General features: G+C 71.1%; 16 protein-coding genes and 1 tRNA gene. 7 read left to right on the forward strand and 10 right to left on the reverse strand.

The window, feature by feature from the left end:
* Positions 1-4 precede the first annotated feature (4 nt).
* From ACGFW6_RS25440 to galU, 8 genes are all read right to left on the reverse strand, one after another.
* The gene (locus ACGFW6_RS25440; protein ID WP_393514111.1) at positions 5-1,234 is read right to left on the reverse strand and encodes an MFS transporter; all 1,230 of its coding nucleotides are present in this window, start codon (positions 1,232-1,234) and stop codon (positions 5-7) included.
* A 116-nt stretch (positions 1,235-1,350) separates the two neighbouring features.
* Positions 1,351-1,424 (reverse strand) — tRNA-Ala (locus tag ACGFW6_RS25445).
* Positions 1,425-1,509: 85 nt separating this feature from the next.
* Entirely contained in the window at positions 1,510-2,787 is a 1,278-nt protein-coding gene (glpR, locus tag ACGFW6_RS25450; RefSeq protein WP_393514114.1) for a gephyrin-like molybdotransferase receptor GlpR, read from the reverse strand.
* 196 nt (positions 2,788-2,983) lie between these two features.
* Positions 2,984-3,643 carry a GNAT family N-acetyltransferase gene (locus tag ACGFW6_RS25455; RefSeq protein ID WP_393514117.1) on the reverse strand — a complete coding sequence of 220 codons (660 nt, stop codon included), beginning with the start codon at positions 3,641-3,643 and terminating at the stop codon, positions 2,984-2,986.
* A 20-nt stretch (positions 3,644-3,663) separates the two neighbouring features.
* Entirely contained in the window at positions 3,664-4,164 is a 501-nt protein-coding gene (locus tag ACGFW6_RS25460; protein WP_393514120.1) for a molybdenum cofactor biosynthesis protein B, read from the reverse strand.
* Positions 4,161-4,655, reverse strand: a complete 495-nt coding sequence (gene moaC, locus ACGFW6_RS25465; RefSeq protein WP_393514123.1) for a cyclic pyranopterin monophosphate synthase MoaC — start codon at positions 4,653-4,655, stop codon at positions 4,161-4,163. Before moaC ends, ACGFW6_RS25460 begins: the two co-directional genes overlap by 4 nt.
* Positions 4,656-4,741: 86 nt before the next feature.
* Positions 4,742-6,064, reverse strand: a complete 1,323-nt coding sequence (gene glp / locus ACGFW6_RS25470; RefSeq protein ID WP_393514126.1) for a gephyrin-like molybdotransferase Glp — start codon at positions 6,062-6,064, stop codon at positions 4,742-4,744.
* Positions 6,065-6,068: 4 nt separating this feature from the next.
* Positions 6,069-6,971 (reverse strand): UTP--glucose-1-phosphate uridylyltransferase GalU, encoded by a 903-nt coding sequence (gene galU, locus ACGFW6_RS25475; RefSeq protein WP_393514129.1) that lies wholly within the window; start codon positions 6,969-6,971, stop codon positions 6,069-6,071.
* Positions 6,972-7,064: 93 nt separating this feature from the next.
* On the opposite strand from galU, the gene ACGFW6_RS25480 reads away from it, so the two are divergent.
* The gene (locus tag ACGFW6_RS25480; RefSeq protein WP_393514132.1) at positions 7,065-7,679 is read left to right on the forward strand and encodes a 5-formyltetrahydrofolate cyclo-ligase; all 615 of its coding nucleotides are present in this window, start codon (positions 7,065-7,067) and stop codon (positions 7,677-7,679) included.
* Between the two features lie 70 nt (positions 7,680-7,749).
* Here the strand turns inward: ACGFW6_RS25480 and ACGFW6_RS25485 are convergent, their stop codons facing one another.
* Entirely contained in the window at positions 7,750-10,512 is a 2,763-nt protein-coding gene (locus ACGFW6_RS25485) for a penicillin acylase family protein (protein WP_393514135.1), read from the reverse strand.
* A gap of 259 nt (positions 10,513-10,771) precedes the next feature.
* Between ACGFW6_RS25485 and ACGFW6_RS25490 the strand changes: the two genes are divergently transcribed.
* The 6 genes from ACGFW6_RS25490 to mscL all read left to right on the forward strand — a co-directional run bounded on the left by ACGFW6_RS25490 (position 10,772) and on the right by mscL (position 16,696).
* Positions 10,772-12,268 (forward strand): potassium/proton antiporter, encoded by a 1,497-nt coding sequence (locus ACGFW6_RS25490; protein ID WP_393514214.1) that lies wholly within the window; start codon positions 10,772-10,774, stop codon positions 12,266-12,268.
* Positions 12,269-12,549: 281 nt separating this feature from the next.
* Entirely contained in the window at positions 12,550-13,842 is a 1,293-nt protein-coding gene (locus tag ACGFW6_RS25495; RefSeq protein WP_393514138.1) for an MFS transporter, read from the forward strand.
* 67 nt (positions 13,843-13,909) lie between these two features.
* Entirely contained in the window at positions 13,910-14,233 is a 324-nt protein-coding gene (locus ACGFW6_RS25500) for an FmdB family zinc ribbon protein (protein WP_393514141.1), read from the forward strand.
* Between the two features lie 80 nt (positions 14,234-14,313).
* Positions 14,314-15,156 carry an S-methyl-5'-thioadenosine phosphorylase gene (locus ACGFW6_RS25505; RefSeq protein WP_393514144.1) on the forward strand — a complete coding sequence of 281 codons (843 nt, stop codon included), beginning with the start codon at positions 14,314-14,316 and terminating at the stop codon, positions 15,154-15,156.
* Between the two features lie 292 nt (positions 15,157-15,448).
* The gene (locus ACGFW6_RS25510) at positions 15,449-16,090 is read left to right on the forward strand and encodes a hypothetical protein (protein WP_393514147.1); all 642 of its coding nucleotides are present in this window, start codon (positions 15,449-15,451) and stop codon (positions 16,088-16,090) included.
* A 147-nt stretch (positions 16,091-16,237) separates the two neighbouring features.
* Positions 16,238-16,696, forward strand: coding sequence for a large conductance mechanosensitive channel protein MscL (mscL, locus tag ACGFW6_RS25515; protein ID WP_393514150.1), 459 nt, complete (start codon positions 16,238-16,240; stop codon positions 16,694-16,696).
* A gap of 4 nt (positions 16,697-16,700) precedes the next feature.
* Here mscL and ACGFW6_RS25520 read toward each other — a convergent pair whose 3' ends face one another.
* Positions 16,701-16,886, reverse strand: a complete 186-nt coding sequence (locus ACGFW6_RS25520; RefSeq protein WP_393514153.1) for a hypothetical protein — start codon at positions 16,884-16,886, stop codon at positions 16,701-16,703.
* Positions 16,887-16,908: the final 22 nt, after the last annotated feature.

A 16,908-nucleotide genomic window follows, 5' to 3' on the forward strand; every position in this document is an offset into this window, starting at 1 on the left:
GCGCTCACTTCTCCGTCGCGTTGATGCGGTACACGTCCCGCACGCACAGGTTGAGCAGGACGGCGGCGACGACCAGACAGGCGCACGCCACGAGCACCGTCCGGTTGTCCCACAGGCCGGCCGCGAGCGCGGTCAGCAGATAGCCGAGCGGAATCGCCAGCCGTTCGCCGACGCTGTTGAACGCGCCGAGGCGACCCAACTCGCCCTTCGGCACGTGCTGCTGAAACGCCGTCGCCCAGGCGACGATCGCGACATCGAGCCCGATGCCCGCGAGCAGCGTGGCCAACAGCACCCAGGGCAGCGCCAGTCCCCACCCCAGGGCGAGCAGGGGTGCGGCGAGCGGCATGCCGCCCGCGACGGCCACGGCCAGCAGGCGATACGGCCGCCAGCGCAGACACACCAGCGTCCCGGCCAGCAGCCCGGCCGCGAACGCCCCCTGCACCAGCCCCCAGTCACGCGCGCCCGCGTACCGCTCCGCCGCGACGACCGGACCGAGCAGCTGGAACCCGGCGAGCCAGGCGGCGACCAGGACGCTCCCGGCGGCCGTATAGGTCCACAGCCAGGTACGCGACCAGAAGCCCGTCCATCCCGCGCGCAGATCGCCGAGCGCGCTGGTGACGGTGACGGGCGCGTCCAGGCGCAGTCCGAGCAGCAGGACGGCGGCGACGGCGAAGGTGAGCGCGTCCCAGGCCAGCGCCCAGGCCGGGCCGCTGATCGCGACGACGGCACCGCCGACGGCCGGTCCGAGCACCTTGACGGCGTTGCCGGGCAGCCGGAGCAGGGCGTTGGCCTGCTGCAGGTGCTCGGCGGGCACGATCTGTGCCACGGCGCCCTGGTTGGCGGGCACGGTGAAGGCGACGGCGGTCCCGGAGACGAAGCCGCAGACCGCGACCGAGGTCGTCGACGCCTGCCCGACGGCGACGATCACGGCGAGCGATCCCTGCGCGGCGGCGGCCAGCAGATTGCCGAGGAAGAGCATGCGGCTGCGGGAGAGCCGGTCCGCGAGCACGCCGCCCATGACGAGGAAGACGATGGTGGGAACGGTGTTTGTGGCGAGCACCACACCGAGGTCCCCGGCTCCGCCGCCTTCGCCGATCACGGCGTAGGCGAGGGCGAGGGGCGCCATCGCGGATCCGGTGGCCGAGATCAGACTGGCGGTCACGAACCGCCGGAACGCCGCGATCCGAAGCAGCGCGGTCCGCCCGGTCGGTAACGGTGCGACGGTCTTCTCCACGCTCCCCCTCAAGCCTTGGCCCCCCGGGCGTCCTGGGCGCAACAAAAATCCCGCCCGATCAACAGATCGGACGGGATCTCGCCAACTTCCCAGGTTTCCCTGGGGAGTCGTTGCTGTGGACCTGAGGGGATTTGAACCCCTGGCCCCCTCGATGCGAACGAGGTGCGCTACCGGACTGCGCCACAGGCCCTTGCAACGAGTGAAACTTTAGCACCCCGATCGGCCTGCTTGAAAATCCGTTCCTGGTCGGCCGCCTGCTCGCCGCCGGGGGCCGGCTACTCGTTGGCGGCGCGCGGCCGGTCGCCGTCCTCGTACTGGTCGAACAGCGGCGTACGGCCCCGCTCACGCGCCCGGCGGGCGGAAGCGGCCCGTCGCGCGTCGCTGCGGCCGCCCCCCTCGCCCTTGTCGTCGCCGCGCTCGGACTCCGGCGCCTGCGTCTCACGGGCCGCGTCGGCGCTCTCGGCGCCCGTCTCCCGGTCCCGGGCGACGGAGCTCGACCGTGCCGAGCTCCAGGCGTCCGGCGCCCCGAGGTCCACGTCTGAGGAGGCGCGGGGCGCGACGGGTGCCGTCACGTACGTCGGCAACGGCACCGGGACCGGGTCCCAGCTGTCGCCGTGGCCGGGCCGGCGCTGCCGCTCGCGCTGCTGGTCGACCCACTCGGCGTGATCGGTCTGCTCGACGAGGGCGCGCCGGTCCGCGGCGAGGGCGGACAGCCCGGTCTCGGTCCCTGGTTCGGGCCTTTCGTCGAGGTCGTCGGCACCGGCGGAGGCGTCGACGCTCCCGCGGCGCCGGGACTGGCGTGCGTGCTCGCGCAGCCGCTGCGCGGCGGCCTCGGCCTGGCGCCGGTCCATCTGGTAGGCGAAGCGGCGCCGCTCCTGCGACCGCAGATACGCGATGTACCCGCTGAGCAGCACGGCGGGAATGCCGGGCGCCCACAGGAAGGCGAGTCCGCCGACCGCGGCGACGATCGCGCCGAGGGTGAAGGCGAGGAAGAGGACGACGGTGGTGCGCCTGCGGCGGGCGAGCACCTTCGTGCGCCGGGCCCGTGCGGCGGCCGCCTCGTCCGCGGGGGGACGCCGTGCCGCCGGCACCCGCTTACGTGCCGGGGCGCCCTTGCCCGCCGGGCCGGGGCCCGGTTCGGCCCGTTCGGGCGCCGGCTTGGCCGCCTGGGCGGTGCGCTCGGGCGTCGTTCTGGCCGCGGGTTCGCGGGCGGGTTCTCGCGCCGGCTCCGGACGCCCGGATGCCTGCGCCTGGGCCGTCGCCTGGGGCTGCGGACGGGTCGGAGGTACGGCGAAGGCCCGGACGTCCACCGACTCGGTGGCGTCGCCCGGGTCATCGGCGCTGGGCTCCCCCTCGGCGGTGGAGCGCGCGCGCAGGTCCTTGGCGTACCGGCGCTCCATCCCCGCCCGTCCGGACAGCAACCGGATGGCTGTGCTGAAGCGTTCCGTCGGACGGGCCTCGTTCAGCTCGTCCTGCCTACGGAGCCACATCGGCACCAAGTAGGCGGCCCAGGCCCCGACAATGACTGCGTAGATGAGGCCGCTGCTGCTCACGTCTCACACGGTAGAGGGGTTTGCGTGAGGCCATCCGCCAATTGAGCCGGTGTGTCGCACGATCTGGCTGATATTTCGAACTTTTTTTGTGACCGATGCGATCAGCAGCCCGCTCGGGGCGCGAATTTAATGCCCCGAGGCGGTCATCCGGCGATCAATTTCGAACACGCATTCAATTACCGGGGCCACTTCAGTGCTACGCGGGATTCCCCTGCGAGTTCTGCCGGGTGTTCTGCGGGGTGCTCCGCGGGTTCGAGTGCGGCGCCTTCTGCGAGCGTGTCCGCTGCCAGCGGCCCAGCAGTCCTTCCGGGACCTCTTCCGCGGTGAGCGCGAAGACGAGATGGTCGCGCCAGGCTCCGTCGATGTGGAGATATCGCGGACGCAGCCCCTCCTCGCGGAATCCGAGTTTCTCCACCACCCGGCGGCTCGGCCCGTTCTCCGGGCGAATGCAGACCTCGATGCGGTGCAGACCAACGGTGCGGAAACAGTGGTCCACGACAAGCGCCACGGCCGTCGGCATCACTCCGCGGCCCGCCACCGACTCGTCCACCCAGTAGCCGATATGCCCGGAACACATCGAGCCCCAGGTGATCCCGGCCACGGTCAACTGCCCGACCAGCCGCCCCTGGTACTCGATGACGAACGGCAGCATCCGGCCCGCGCCCGCCTCGGAACGCAGGTGCCGGACCATCTGACGGTAGGTCGGCCGGTGCGCGATCGGCCCGCTGGGCGTGGGCGGCGGAATCGTCGCCTCCCACGGGCGCAGCCAGTCCCGGTTGCGCCGGTTGACCTCGCGCCAGGCCCGCTGGTCGCGCATCTTTATCGGCCGGAGGACGATGTCGCCGTCCCCCAGCACGACGGGCCAGGATGGGGTGTTCAGCTCGCACCCCCACTGCTCGGTCTGGGGTGGTCGCCGCCGCGCAGCTGGTCGACGGCGTGGATCAGCAGGGGCTCGAGGACGGCCAGTCCGTCCTTCACCCCGCCGCTGGAGCCGGGCAGGTTCACGATCAGCGTGCGTCCCGCCACTCCGGCCAGGCCCCGGGACAGCGCCGCGGTCGGCACCTTCTCCCGGCCGAACGCCCGGATGGCCTCCGCGATGCCCGGCACCTCGTGGTCGATCACCTCACGCGTCGCCTCGGGGGTGCGGTCGGTGGGCGAGATGCCGGTGCCGCCGGTGGTGACGATGACGTCGTACCCGGCGTCGACACCGGCGCGCAGGGCGGCAGCGACCGGGTCCCCGTCGGGCACGACCTGGGGGCCTTCGACGTCGAAGCCGAAGCCCTTGAGGCCATGGGCGATCAACGGGCCGCCCTTGTCCTCGTAGACCCCGGCGGCGGCCCGGTTGGAGGCCGTGACCACGAGTGCGCGATACGTCATGCCCGGCTCCAGTCGCCCGACTTGCCGCCCGTCTTCTCCTCGACCCGTACGTCCGTGATGACCGCTCCCTTGTCGACCGCCTTCACCATGTCGATCACGGTCAGCGCCGCCACACAGACCGCGGTCAGGGCCTCCATCTCGACGCCCGTGCGGTCCGTGGTCTTCACGGTGGCCAGGATCTCCACGGCGTCGTCCGCGACCGACAGGTCCAGTTTCACACCGGAGAGAGCGAGCGGGTGGCACAGCGGGATGAGGTCAGGGGTGCGTTTGGCGCCCATGATGCCCGCGATGCGCGCGGTGGCGAGGGCGTCGCCCTTGGGGACTCCCTCTCCGCGCAGCAGCTCGATCACGCGCGGTGAGACGAGGACGCGTCCGCCGGCGCGGGCGGTGCGCGCGGTGACGTCCTTCCCGGAGACGTCGACCATTCGGGCGGCGCCCGCGTCGTCGAGGTGCGTGAGGCGGTCCTGCGTGGGTCGGTCCTGCGTGCTCATGCTCGTGTGGCGCTCCCGGTCCGGGCCCGTCGCGGTGCGGCGCACGGGCCTGCTGTGCGCGACACGGTACCGCCAAGCAGGGCCGCTCAGCCGAGCAGGACCACCTCGACCTCGGTGCCGGGCTCGACGCTCTCGGTGTCCTCGGGGACCACGATCAGCGCGTCCGCGTGCGCGAGGGCCGCGATCAGATGGGAGCCGGCGCCGCCGACCGGACGCACCTCGCCGTCGGCGTAGCTCCCGCGCAGGAACTGTCTGCGCCCCTTCGGCGAGGTCAGCGCCTCGTCGGCGGCGAGGGTCGCGGTGGTCCGGGGCCGGTGGACGTCCTCCAGGCCCATCAGGGTGCGGATCGCGGGCCGCACGAAGATCTCGAAGGAGACGTACGACGACACCGGGTTGCCGGGCAGGGCGAGCAGCGGGGTGTGGTCGGGGCCGATGGAGCCGAAGCCCTGGGGCTTGCCGGGCTGCATGGCCAGCTTGCGGAACTCGATGCCGCTGCCGGCCTCGTCCTCGTCGCCGACGTGGGAGAGGGCTTCCTTGACGACGTCGTACGCCCCGACGCTGACGCCGCCGGTGGTGACCATGAGGTCGGCGCGCACGAGCTGGTCCTCGACGGTGGACCGCAGCGTCTCGGCGTCGTCGGCGACGGCACCCACGCGGTAGGCGATGGCGCCGGCGTCACGGGCGGCCGCGGTCAGGGAGAAGCTGTTGGAGTCGTAGATCTGCCCCTCGGCCAATTGCTCGTCGGGCTGGACGAGTTCGCTGCCGGTGGACATGACGACCACGCGCGGGCGCGGGCGCACCCGGACCGTGCCGCGCCCGATGGCGGCGAGCAGGGCGATCTGCGACGGTCCGAGGACCGTGCCCGCCGCGAGCGCCTTGTCGCCGGCCTTGACGTCGCTGCCCTGGGCGCGCACATGGGCGCGTGCCTTCGCGGGCCGGTAGATGTGCACCTGCCCCTGCGCGCCCTCGGGGGCGAGGCTGCTGGCGCGCATCCCGCTCACCGGGCCCTCGCCGAGCCCTCCGTCGGTCCACTCCACCGGGACCACGGTCTCGGCGCCGGGCGGCAGCGGGGCGCCGGTCATGATGCGGGCGGCCTGGCCGGGGCCCACCCGGGGCACGTCGGCCTGGCCCGCCGCGACGTCGCCGACGACTTCGAGCACCGCCGGGAACTCCTCGCTCGCACCCTCGACATCCGAGACCCGTACCGCGTACCCGTCCATGGAGCTGTTGTCGAACGGCGGCAGGGAGACCTGCACCGTGACGTCGTCGACCAGGACACAGCCCTGGGCGTCGAGCAGTTGCAGCTCGATGGGTTCGAGGGGGCGGACGGTCGTGAGGATGTCCTCCAGGTGCTCGTCCACCGACCAGAGGTGGTCCTGACCGGCGGGGCGGGGCGCGGCGGTGCTCAACTCGCTACATCTCCTCGGCTACGTAACTGCGAAGCCAGGTCCGGAAGTCCGGGCCCAGGTCTTCACGTTCGCATGCGAGTCTGACAATGGCACGCAGGTAGTCGCCACGGTCTCCGGTGTCATAGCGGCGGCCCTTGAAGACGACGCCGTGCACGGGGCCGCCGACCTTCTCGTCCTGCGAGAGCTGCTGGAGCGCGTCGGTGAGCTGGATCTCCCCGCCGCGGCCCGGCTCGGTCTTGCGCAGTATGTCGAAGATGTGCGGGTCGAGGACGTAGCGGCCGATGATCGCGTAGTTCGACGGGGCGTCGGCCGCGGCCGGCTTCTCGACGAGGTCGTGCACCTTGACCACGTCACCGTCCTCGGTGGGGTCCACGGCCGCACAGCCGTAGAGGTGGATCTGCTCGGGGGCGACCTCCATGAGCGCGATGACGCTGCCGCCGTGCTGCTCCTGCACCTCGACCATCCGCTTGAGCAGCGGGTCGCGCGGGTCGATGAGGTCGTCGCCGAGGAGGACGGCGAAGGGCTCGTGGCCCACGTGCGGGGCGGCGCACAGGACGGCGTGCCCGAGGCCCTTGGGGTCGCCCTGGCGGACGTAGTGCATGGTGGCCAGGTCGCTGGACTCCTGCACCTTCGCGAGCCGGCCGGCGTCGCCCTTCTTCTGAAGGGCCGACTCCAGCTCGTAGTTGCGGTCGAAGTGGTCCTCCAGGGGACGCTTGTTGCGGCCCGTGATCATGAGGACGTCGTCGAGGCCCGCCGAGACGGCCTCTTCGACCACGTACTGGATCGCCGGCTTGTCGACGACCGGCAGCATCTCCTTGGGAGTGGCTTTGGTGGCCGGCAGGAAGCGGGTGCCCAGACCCGCTGCGGGGATGACAGCCTTGCTGATCCGAGGGTGAGACTGAGTCATGCCCGCAACCTTATCCGGTGCCTTTGTAGGGAATCTGAGGCTCCGGTTATTTGGCTCTCATATGAGCACATTGGGAAGGGTACGGGAGAACCAGTGAGTCACACCGGACGTCCGGCAGAGCCTGACAAGCGAACGTTGCGGCGAGAGTTCCTCACGGTGAGAAGCAGGTTGACGGCGGATGACGTGCGGTTGTCCGCGACCGCGTTGGCCGGCCGCGCACGGGAGCTGCCCGAACTGGCGCACGCGGGCACGGTGGCGGCGTATGTCTCCGTCGGGAGCGAGCCGGGCACCCTCGCGCTGTTGGACGCGCTGCGCGCGCGGGGCGTACGCGTGCTTCTCCCGGCGCTGTTGCCCGACAACGACCTCGACTGGGGCGTGTACGCCGGGCAGGAGTCGCTGGAACGCGTCCGGCACGGCGGGAAGATGGCCCTGTTCGAGCCCGGCGGGGAGCGCCTCGGTCCGGACGCCGTGACCGACGCGGACGTCGTCCTGCTGCCCGGCCTCGCGGTCGACGCGCGCGGGATGCGGCTGGGGCGCGGCGGAGGGTCCTACGACCGCGTCCTCGCCCGTCTCGAACGCGCGGGCGCCCGGCCCTCGCTCGTGGTGCTGCTGTACGACACGGAGGTCGTCGAACGCGTCCCCGCGGAGCCGCACGACCGGCCGGTGCACGCGGTGGTGACACCGTCGGGGGTACGGCGGTTCGGCTGACGCGCACGGCCCGGGAGATGCGAGAGGCCGCCACGCACGCGTGGCGGCCTTTCGCATCAGCCGACCGGGGTCAGGGCTTGAGTACGAGCGTGTCGTTCGTGCCGTCCTCGACCGCCTTCTCCGAGAAGGACCAGTCGAGCAGTTCGCCGTCGGCCCACTTGTCCGTCTGGTCGGTGTAGTGCGCGTTGTAGGCGTGCCCGGAGGCGCCGGTGAGGTTGATCCACTTCGACTTGTCGAGGTCGCCGAGGTTGACCACCATCCGCATCGACGGCACCCAGACGACGCCGTAGCCGCCGGCCGCGTTCCAGCCGCTGGCGTTGACCGTCGCCTCGCCGCCGCTGAGCTTCCAGGGGCCGCGGTTCAGGGCGTACTGGAGGAATCCGGGGCCCTCGGTGCCGAGGGTCTGGTTCTTCAGGAACAGGCGGTGCAGCCGGCCCCAGTTCCAGGTGTCGATGTCCTTGCCGAGCTTGGCGGTCAGCTCCCAGCGGGCGTCGATCATCGCGCGCTTGAACAGGTCGTCGCGGTTGTGGTCCGCGCCCTCACGGGCACCCGAGTCGGGCGTCGTCCACCAGTCGCTGTCCTCGTCGTCCATCAGGCTGCGCACGACCTCGAACCAGCGGTCGCCGCCGTCCGGCTGCGCCTGGTCGGGTTCGCGCTCACCGCACTCGCGCACCTTGTTCTCGCCCTCGTCCACCGGACCGGTGGAGTCGGCCTTCTCGACGTACAGGCACTGCCCCTCGACCCGCAGCTCCTTGGGCAGCTTGTTGCCGAAGGCGAGCTTGAGGATGTTGCGCCAGACCGAGTTGAAGTAGGCCGCGGCGGCCGAGTCGGCGTCCTGGGTGTAGTCCCAGCCCTGCAGGAGCTCCTGCGCCTCGCGGACGTCGGGGTCCTCTATGTCGATCTTCAGCAGCTTGGGCACCAGCAGCTTGGCGATCTCGCTGCTGTTGTCGAGCTGCATCTGGCGCATGTCGTCGGTGGAGATCTTGCCGCCGTCGTCGATCTTCGACTGGATCAGATCGTTGATGCGCTGGCTGCGGGCGCCGTAGCCCCAGTCCGTGGTCAGCGTGTAGGGGTACTTGGCCTTGTCGACCACGGCCTGGTTGGCGGTGACGATGTAGCCGCGCGCCGGGTCGTACTCGTACGGCAGCTCGTCGTCGTCGATGTAGCCCGTCCAGCGCGACCTCGGGTCCCAGCCCGGCACCGGGACCGAGCCGTCGTTGCCCGACGCGCGCGTGGGGATCTTCCCGGGCAGCGTGTAGCCGATGTGGTTCTCGGTGTCGGCGTAGATCAGGTTCTGCGAGGGCACGTCGAACAGGGCCGCCGCGGCACGGAAGTCGGTCCAGTTCTTCGCCTTGTCCATGGCGAAGACGGCGTCCATGGTGGTGCCCGGGTCCAGCGCGGTCCAGCGCAGCGCGATGCCGTAGCCGTCGCCGCGGTCGGGAGCGGCGGTGTCGACGGTGGCCTTGCGGCCGACCTTCACGAGCTCGTCGCTGCGGTCGGACAGCAGGGGCCCGTTGTTGGTCTCCCGGACGACGATCTTCTTCGGTGAGCCGCCGGCGACCTTGATGGTCTCCTGGCGCGAGGTGAAGGGGACCGTCTTGCCGTCGTACAGGTAACCGTCGCCGGAGAGCTTCTCCAGGTAGAGGTCGGTGACGTCGACGCCGGAGTTGGTCATGCCCCAGGAGATGTTCTGGTTGTGGCCGATGACCACGCCGGGCATGCCCGCGAAGGTGTAGCCGCTGACGTCGTACTGGCACTTGCTGGAGACCGTGCGGCAGTGCAGGCCCATCTGGTACCAGACCGACGGCAGCGAGGCCGACAGGTGCGGGTCGTTGGCCAGCAGCGGCTTGCCGGTGATCGTGTACTTGCCGCCGACCACCCAGGAGTTGGAGCCGATGCCGTTGCCGTTCACGCCGACGGCCGTCGGGAGGTCGTCCAGGACCTCCTGCAGGCCCGCCAGCTGGCTCTGCAGGCCCGCGGTGCCGGACGAGGTGCCCGTGCCCGTGCTGCCGCCCGCGGACGAACCGGCGCCCGCGGCGGAGCCCGTCGAGCCGAAGGTCTTGGTGGCCTCGTCGTACTGGCCCGCCTGGACGATCGTCTTGTTGCGGCTGTACGGGTACTGCGGGTACAGGTCCGCGATCTCCTTGGGGCCGAGGCGGCTGGTCATCAGGGCGCGGTCGATCTCGTCCTGCATGTTGCCGCGCAGGTCCCAGGCCATCGCCTTCAGCCAGGCGACCGAGTCGACCGGGGTCCACTTCCCGGGCTTGTAGTCGTTGGTGAAGCCGAGGGCCGCGTACTCCAGCGAGATGTCCTTGCTGTCCTTGCCGTCCAGGTAGGCGTTGACACCCGCGGCGTAGGCCTGGAGGTACTTCTTCGTGGACGCGGACAGCGTCTTGTCGTACTCCTGCTTCGCGATCCGGTCCCAGCCCAGGGTGCGCAGGAACTCGTCGTTCTCGACCTGGCTCTGGCCGAACATCTCCGACAGGCGCCCGGACGTCATGTGACGGCGTACGTCCATCTCCCAGAACCGGTCCTGGGCCTGGACGAAGCCCTGCGCCATGAACAGGTCCTCGTCGGAGGAGGCGTAGATCTGCGGGATGCCGTAGCCGTCGCGCTTCACGTCCACGGGCCCGGACAGGCCCTTGAGCGTGATCGATCCCTTGGTCTGCGGGAACGAGGCACGGACGGTGCTGATGGACCAGTACGCCCCGCCGGCGACGCCCGCAACGACGGCCAGTACCAGCACGAGGACGAGCAGGCGGGCTCTGCGCCCCTTCTTCCTGCCGGACTTGCCGGGCTGCTGACCCGTGGAGGCGGTGGTGTTGGGGGGCATCGCTGTCCTTGCTGTCCTAACGCGAGAGGCAGGCGGTCCTGGAGTGCTGGAGCAACCATAGGCGCAGGGTCCGGTCGGACTTGACGCGGAGTAGGGAACCAGCACGGACGGACGTTCGATCATGCCTCCAAGAGTGTCAAGAAATCGTCAAGAGTTAGGTAAGGTAACGAAGTAGTTGGGTGCGGAGAACCGCCACTTCGTGTCCTATGTACGTGAGCCCTTACGCGCCTGCGCGTAGGCCAGGGAAAGGGAACGGCCGCTGACTGTCCACGACCTCAACCAGCTCCTGCTCGTCTGCTCGCTCGTCCTGCTCGTCGCCGTCGCAGCGGTTCGGATCTCCTCGCGCAGCGGGCTCCCCAGCCTGCTCGTGTACCTGGGCATCGGTGTGCTCATGGGCCAGGACGGCATCGGCGGCATCCGCTTCGACGACGCCGAGCTCACCCAGGTCATCGGGTACGCGGCCCTGGTCGTGATCCTGGCCGAGGGCGGTCTGGGCACGAAGTGGAAGGAGATCAGGCCGGCCCTGCCGGCCGCCTCCGCGCTGGCGCTGGTCGGGGTCACGGTGAGCGTCGGGGTCACCGCGACGGCCGCGCACTACCTGGTCGGGCTGGAGTGGCGGCAGGCGCTCATCATCGGGGCGGTCGTCTCCTCCACGGACGCCGCCGCCGTCTTCTCCGTCCTGCGCAAGATCCCGCTCCCCGCGCGCGTGACGGGCACCCTGGAGGCGGAGTCCGGCTTCAACGACGCCCCCGTGGTCATCCTGGTGGTCGCGTTCTCGCAGGCCGGCCCCATCGAGCACTGGTACGTGCTGGCCGGTGAGATAGCCCAGGAACTGGCCATCGGAGCGGCCATCGGACTCGCGGTGGGCTGGCTGGGCTCCTGGGGTCTGAGACATGTGGCGCTGCCCGCCTCCGGCCTCTACCCGATCGCCGTCATGGCCATCGCCGTCACCGCCTACGCGGCCGGCGCGATGGCGCACGGCAGCGGCTTCCTCGCCGTGTACCTCGCCGCGATGGTGATGGGCAACGCCAAGCTGCCGCACTGGCCCGCCACGCGCGGGTTCGCCGACGGGGTCGGCTGGATCGCCCAGATCGGCATGTTCGTGCTGCTCGGCCTGCTGGTCACCCCGCACGAGCTGGGCGACGACATCCTGCCCGCGCTCGTCATCGGACTGGTGCTGACCATGGTGGCGCGTCCGCTGAGCGTCATCGCGTGCCTGGTGCCGTTCCGTGTGCCCTGGCGCGAGCAGGCGCTGATGTCCTGGGCGGGGCTGCGCGGCGCCGTGCCCATCATCCTGGCGACGATCCCGATGGTGAGCGGTGTCGAGAGCAGCCAGGCCATCTTCAACATCGTCTTCGTACTGGTCGTCGTCTACACCCTGATCCAGGGGCCGACGCTGCCCTGGCTCGCCCGCAAGCTGGACCTCGGGCAGGGCCCCACGCCCGCCGACCTGGGCATCGAGTCGGCGCCGCTGGAGCGGCTGCGCGGGCATCTGCTGTCCTTCGCGATCCCCGAGGGCTCGAAGATGCACGGCGTCGAGATCAACGAGCTGCGGCTGCCTCCGGGGGCCGCCGTCACCCTGATCGTGCGCGAGGGAAAATCGTTCGTTCCGATGCCGGCGACGGTGCTGCGGCGCGGGGACGAGCTGCTCGTCGTCGCCACCGACCCGGTGCGCGACGCCGCCGAGCACCGGCTGCGCGCCGTGGGCGCCGGAGGCAAGCTGGCCGGATGGCTGGGGACGAACGGGGCAAGCTGATCGAAGGCGGCTCGCCCGCGAGGCGATCCGTTCACAGGTGAGACGCTGCGCAGTGCTCATTTTCACAAGGTCGAGGCCCCCTGCTCCCTGTACTATGCAGGCGTAACCCCAGATCGAACCAACTCTGCCTGACGCAGAGCTGGCGCGACCGTATGGCGGCCGGGACGTCCTTCCTCGAAGTGGGCTCCGGTATCTACCGCAGTTCCGCGCAAGAGGACAGCTCTCGGCGCCGCCCCCCACCCGCAGGGGCCGTGCTACCAGGCGGCAGAAAGGCACGGGCCGTGGCGTCCACGGTCACCCACGAGCCGTCGAAGGACTCGTCGGCCGCCTCCCGCCCCGGATACGGACAGCTGCTGCGCACCCGCGGCGCCTGGACGTTCCTGGTCCCCGGCTTCGCGGCACGCCAGCCGTTCGCGATGCTGACCATCTCCATCGTGCTGCTGGTCCAGCACACCACCGGTTCCTACGGCGCGGCGGGCGCCGCCGCGGCCGTCACCGGCGTCTCCATGGCCCTGTTCGCGCCCTACAGCGGCCGCCTCGCCGACCGCTACGGGCAGCGTGCCGTCCTGGTTCCCGGCATCCTCGTGCACACCGTCTCCGGCCTCACCCTGACGGCGCTGGCCCTGGCCCACGCACCCCTGTGGGCACTGTTCGTGGCAGCCGTCCCGACCGGTGCCTCGGTGCCGCAGGTCGGCCCGATGGTGCGGGCCCGCTGGGGCGTGAAGCTCCAGGGCTCCCCCCTGATGACGACCGCCGCCGCCTTCGAGTCGGTCACCGACGAGCTGACCTTCGTCGTCGGCCCGCTGCTGGCCACCGCCCTGTGCACCGCCGTCGACCCGGCCGCGGGCCTGGTGACCGAGGCCGCGCTGACACTGCTCGGCGGTCTGCTGTTCGCCGCGCAGAAGAGCACCCAGCCCTCGGTCGCCGCCGCCGGCCACGCACGCGTGGAGCACACGTCCGCGCTGCGCGTCCCCGGGGTGCGCGTGCTGATCGTGACCTTCCTCGGCATCGGTTCCGTCTTCGGCGGCATGCAGGTCTCGCTGGCCGCGTTCACCGAGTCGATCGGCGAACCCGGCCTCAACGGCGTCCTGTACGGCACCTTCGCCGCGGGCAACATGCTCTCCGGCGTCGCCTGCGGCGCGATCGCCTGGAAGGTGGCCCCGCAGCGCCGCCTCCTCGTCGGCTACGCCGCCCTCGCGCTGGCCGCGTCCGGCCTGTGGGCCGCGCACTCGGTGCTCGTCCTGGCGGGCCTCGGCCTGCTGGTGGGCATGTGCATCGCCCCCGCCCTGATCACCGGCTACACGCTGGTCGAGAGCCTGGTTCCGGCCGGTGCCCGCACCGAGGCCTTCACCTGGCTCACCGGCGCGGTGGCGCTCGGCCAGGCCGCCGCCGTGACGGTCGCCGGGCAACTGGAGGACCGCCTGTGGGGCGGCGCCGGTTTCCTGGTGCCGATGGGCGGCACACTGCTGGCCCTCGCGACCCTGCTGGCACTGCGTTCGCGGCTCGCGACGCGGTCCGCCGGCCGTACGGTCGCACGTGGCGTGGGTCACCGCGTGCCGGTGGCAGTGGACTGAGCGGCTGGAATACGTCACTATGGACCGTCGTTAGCACTCATCGAGTGAGAGTGCCAGGAGGAAGACAGTGCCGACCTACCAGTACCAGTGCACCGAGTGCGGCGAGGGCCTCGAGGCGGTGCAGAAGTTCACCGACGACGCCCTGACCGAGTGCCCCAACTGCCAGGGACGCCTCAAGAAGGTCTTCTCCGCGGTCGGCATCGTCTTCAAGGGCTCGGGCTTCTACCGCAACGACAGCCGCGGTGCCTCGTCGAGCAGCTCGCCGGCTTCGTCGAAGCCGTCGTCCTCCTCGTCGGACTCCTCCTCGTCGTCCTCTTCCTCGTCGACTTCGTCCTCCTCGGACGCGAAGCCGTCGAGCGCGGGCAGCTCCTCCAGCAGCTCCGCCGCCTAGGGCGCACCACTTCTTACGGGACCCTGTCCTCGCACGGCGACAGGGTCCTCGGCATGTCCGGGTCCGGTTAGGGTGCGGACATGGCGAACAAGGCGAACGTCGAACTCGGCGTGATCGGCGGCTCCGGTTTCTACTCGTTCCTCGACGACGTGACCGAGATACAGGTGGACACGCCCTACGGGCCGCCCAGCGACTCCCTCTTCCTCGGCGAGATCGCCGGCCGGCGGGTCGCCTTCCTGCCCCGGCACGGACGCGGCCACCATCTGCCGCCGCACCGGATCAACTACCGCGCCAACCTCTGGGCGCTGCGCTCGCTCGGTGCGCGCCAGGTCCTCGGCCCGTGCGCGGTGGGCGGCCTGCGGCCCGAGTACGGGCCGGGCACGCTGCTGGTGCCGGACCAGCTGGTGGACCGCACGAAGTCCCGGGTGGGGACGTACTTCGACGGGCTGCCGCTGCCCGACGGCACCGTGCCGAACGTGGTGCACGTGTCGCTGGCCGACCCCTACTGCCCCACCGGGCGCGCGGCCGCGCTGAAGGCGGCGCGCGGGCGGGACTGGGAGCCGGTGGACGGCGGCACGCTGGTCGTGGTGGAGGGGCCGCGCTTCTCCACCCGTGCCGAATCGTTGTGGCACCAGGCCCAGGGGTGGTCGGTGGTGGGCATGACGGGTCACCCCGAGGCGGCGCTCGCCCGTGAACTGGAGCTCTGCTACACGTCGCTGACGCTGGTCACCGACCTGGACGCGGGCGCCGAGACCGGCGAGGGCGTCTCCCACGACGAAGTGCTGCGGGTGTTCGCGGCCAACGTGGACCGACTGCGGGGGGTACTCTTCGACGCGGTGGCGGGGCTGCCGGCGAACGAGGAGCGGGACTGTCTGTGCGCGAAGGCGCTGGGTGGGATGGATCCGGGGTTCGTGTTGCCGTAGGGGTGGGGGGACGGATCCGGGGTTCGCGTTGCCGTAGGGGTGGGGGATGGATCCGGGGTTCACGTTGCTGCAGGGGGTGGGGCGGGTCCGGGTGACGGGCCTCTCGGTGGTCGGGGCGGGTTCGGGTATCGGGCCTGCCGGTGCCGGGGCCTCTCGCAGATGCGATGGAAGCCCTCATTCGGGTGGGGGAGTTTTCCACAACCGGTCGGTAGTCCACGGGGCCCGGCGCGCGTCGGCGGGATGACTCATCGTGAGCGGGCAAGCCGTTCCGTCGTCGCAGGTGGTGCCCCCCATGTCCGTTGCTCGGTCCTTCTCGCCCTTCTCGCCCTCGTCCTTCCCGTCGGCGTCCTCACCCTTCCCGTCGTCGCCCCCGTCCCTCCCGTCCTCGCCTTTCCTGTCCTCTTCCTCCCCGGCCGTTCCGCTCCCGGCGGGCGGCGATGCCCCGGCCACCTGCGAGGTGCCGCACTTCGCTCCGGTACGGGTGCGCGGCGGGCGGCATCGTCTGCGCCGGCTCGTCCGGCATCGCAGGCGGGCCTTGGCGGCCGGGCTCGCCGTGACCGCCGCGGCGCTCGTCGCGGCGGGGCCGCGGGAGGCCGACCGGGCACGGGGGCACCCGGTGGCGGAGCCGACGCGCCGGCACCGCGCCGTCGAGCCCGTGTCCGCCCCGGTGTCCGCGCCCGTGCGGATCTCCGACGGGGCCACCGTGCGGCTGCTGCGGCCCGGCGACCGTGTCGACGTGATCGCCGCGCAGGAGACCGCGACGGGCGGTACCGCACGGGTGGTCGCGCGCGGGGCCCGGGTGACGAAGGTGCCGGAACCACTGGACTCCGCCGTGGAGAGCGGGGCGCTGGTCGTGCTGTCGGTGCCGCGTGCCACGGCCGCCCGTCTCGCGGGAGCCGGCGCCACGGCCCGCCTGGCGGTGACCCTGTGCTGAGCCGGATCATGGGGCCGAGCCGGACCACGGGCGACCCGCTGTCAAGTCACTCGTTGGAGGGCCCCCATTGGACAGGATGGCCGAGCGCTGACGTAGGTTGCGGAGCGGTCTGTTCCACAAGCTGTGTGTGCGAGGGGTGGCTCGGGAGTGAGCGAGAACAAGGGACCGAGCGTCTGGGAGGGCTTCAAGGCCTTCCTGATGCGCGGAAACGTCGTCGACCTGGCGGTCGCGGTGGTGATCGGTGCCGCTTTCACCAACATCGTGAACGCCGTGGTGAAGGGCGTCATCAACCCACTGGTCGGAGCGATCGGCACGAAGAACCTCGATCACTACAGTTCCTGCCTCAGCTCGACCTGTGGGGGCGAGCAGGGCATCCAGATCCTGTGGGGCTCGGTGCTCGGAGCGGCGCTCAGCTTCGTGATCACCGCGGCCGTCGTCTACTTCCTGATGGTCCTGCCCATGGCGAAGTACCTGGCCCGCGTGGAGGCCCGTCGCAAGGCGAAGGAGAGCACGCACGAGGTCATCGAGGTGACCGAGCTGGAGGTGCTGAAGGAGATCCGCGACGCGCTGGTCGCGCAGCGCGGCTCGGGGCACAACGAGCAGTAGCGGCTCAGAGGTGGTGGGGCGGCTTCTCGTCGAGGAACCGCTTCAGGTCGGCCGCGCTGTCGCCGCCGCCCTGCCGTTCGCCCCATCCACGGTCCGTGTCGTCCGAGGACTGCTGGTCCAGCGGGTCGTCGAAGATCAGCGCGGCCTTCGGCTCACGCGGCTCCGGGGCGGGGTCGGGGGCGGTGCTCATGCGTCCAGGGTACGGCCCCCGT

The sequence above is a fragment of the Streptomyces sp. Y7 genome, assembly GCF_043195415.1.
Taxonomy (GTDB): domain Bacteria; phylum Actinomycetota; class Actinomycetes; order Streptomycetales; family Streptomycetaceae; genus Streptomyces.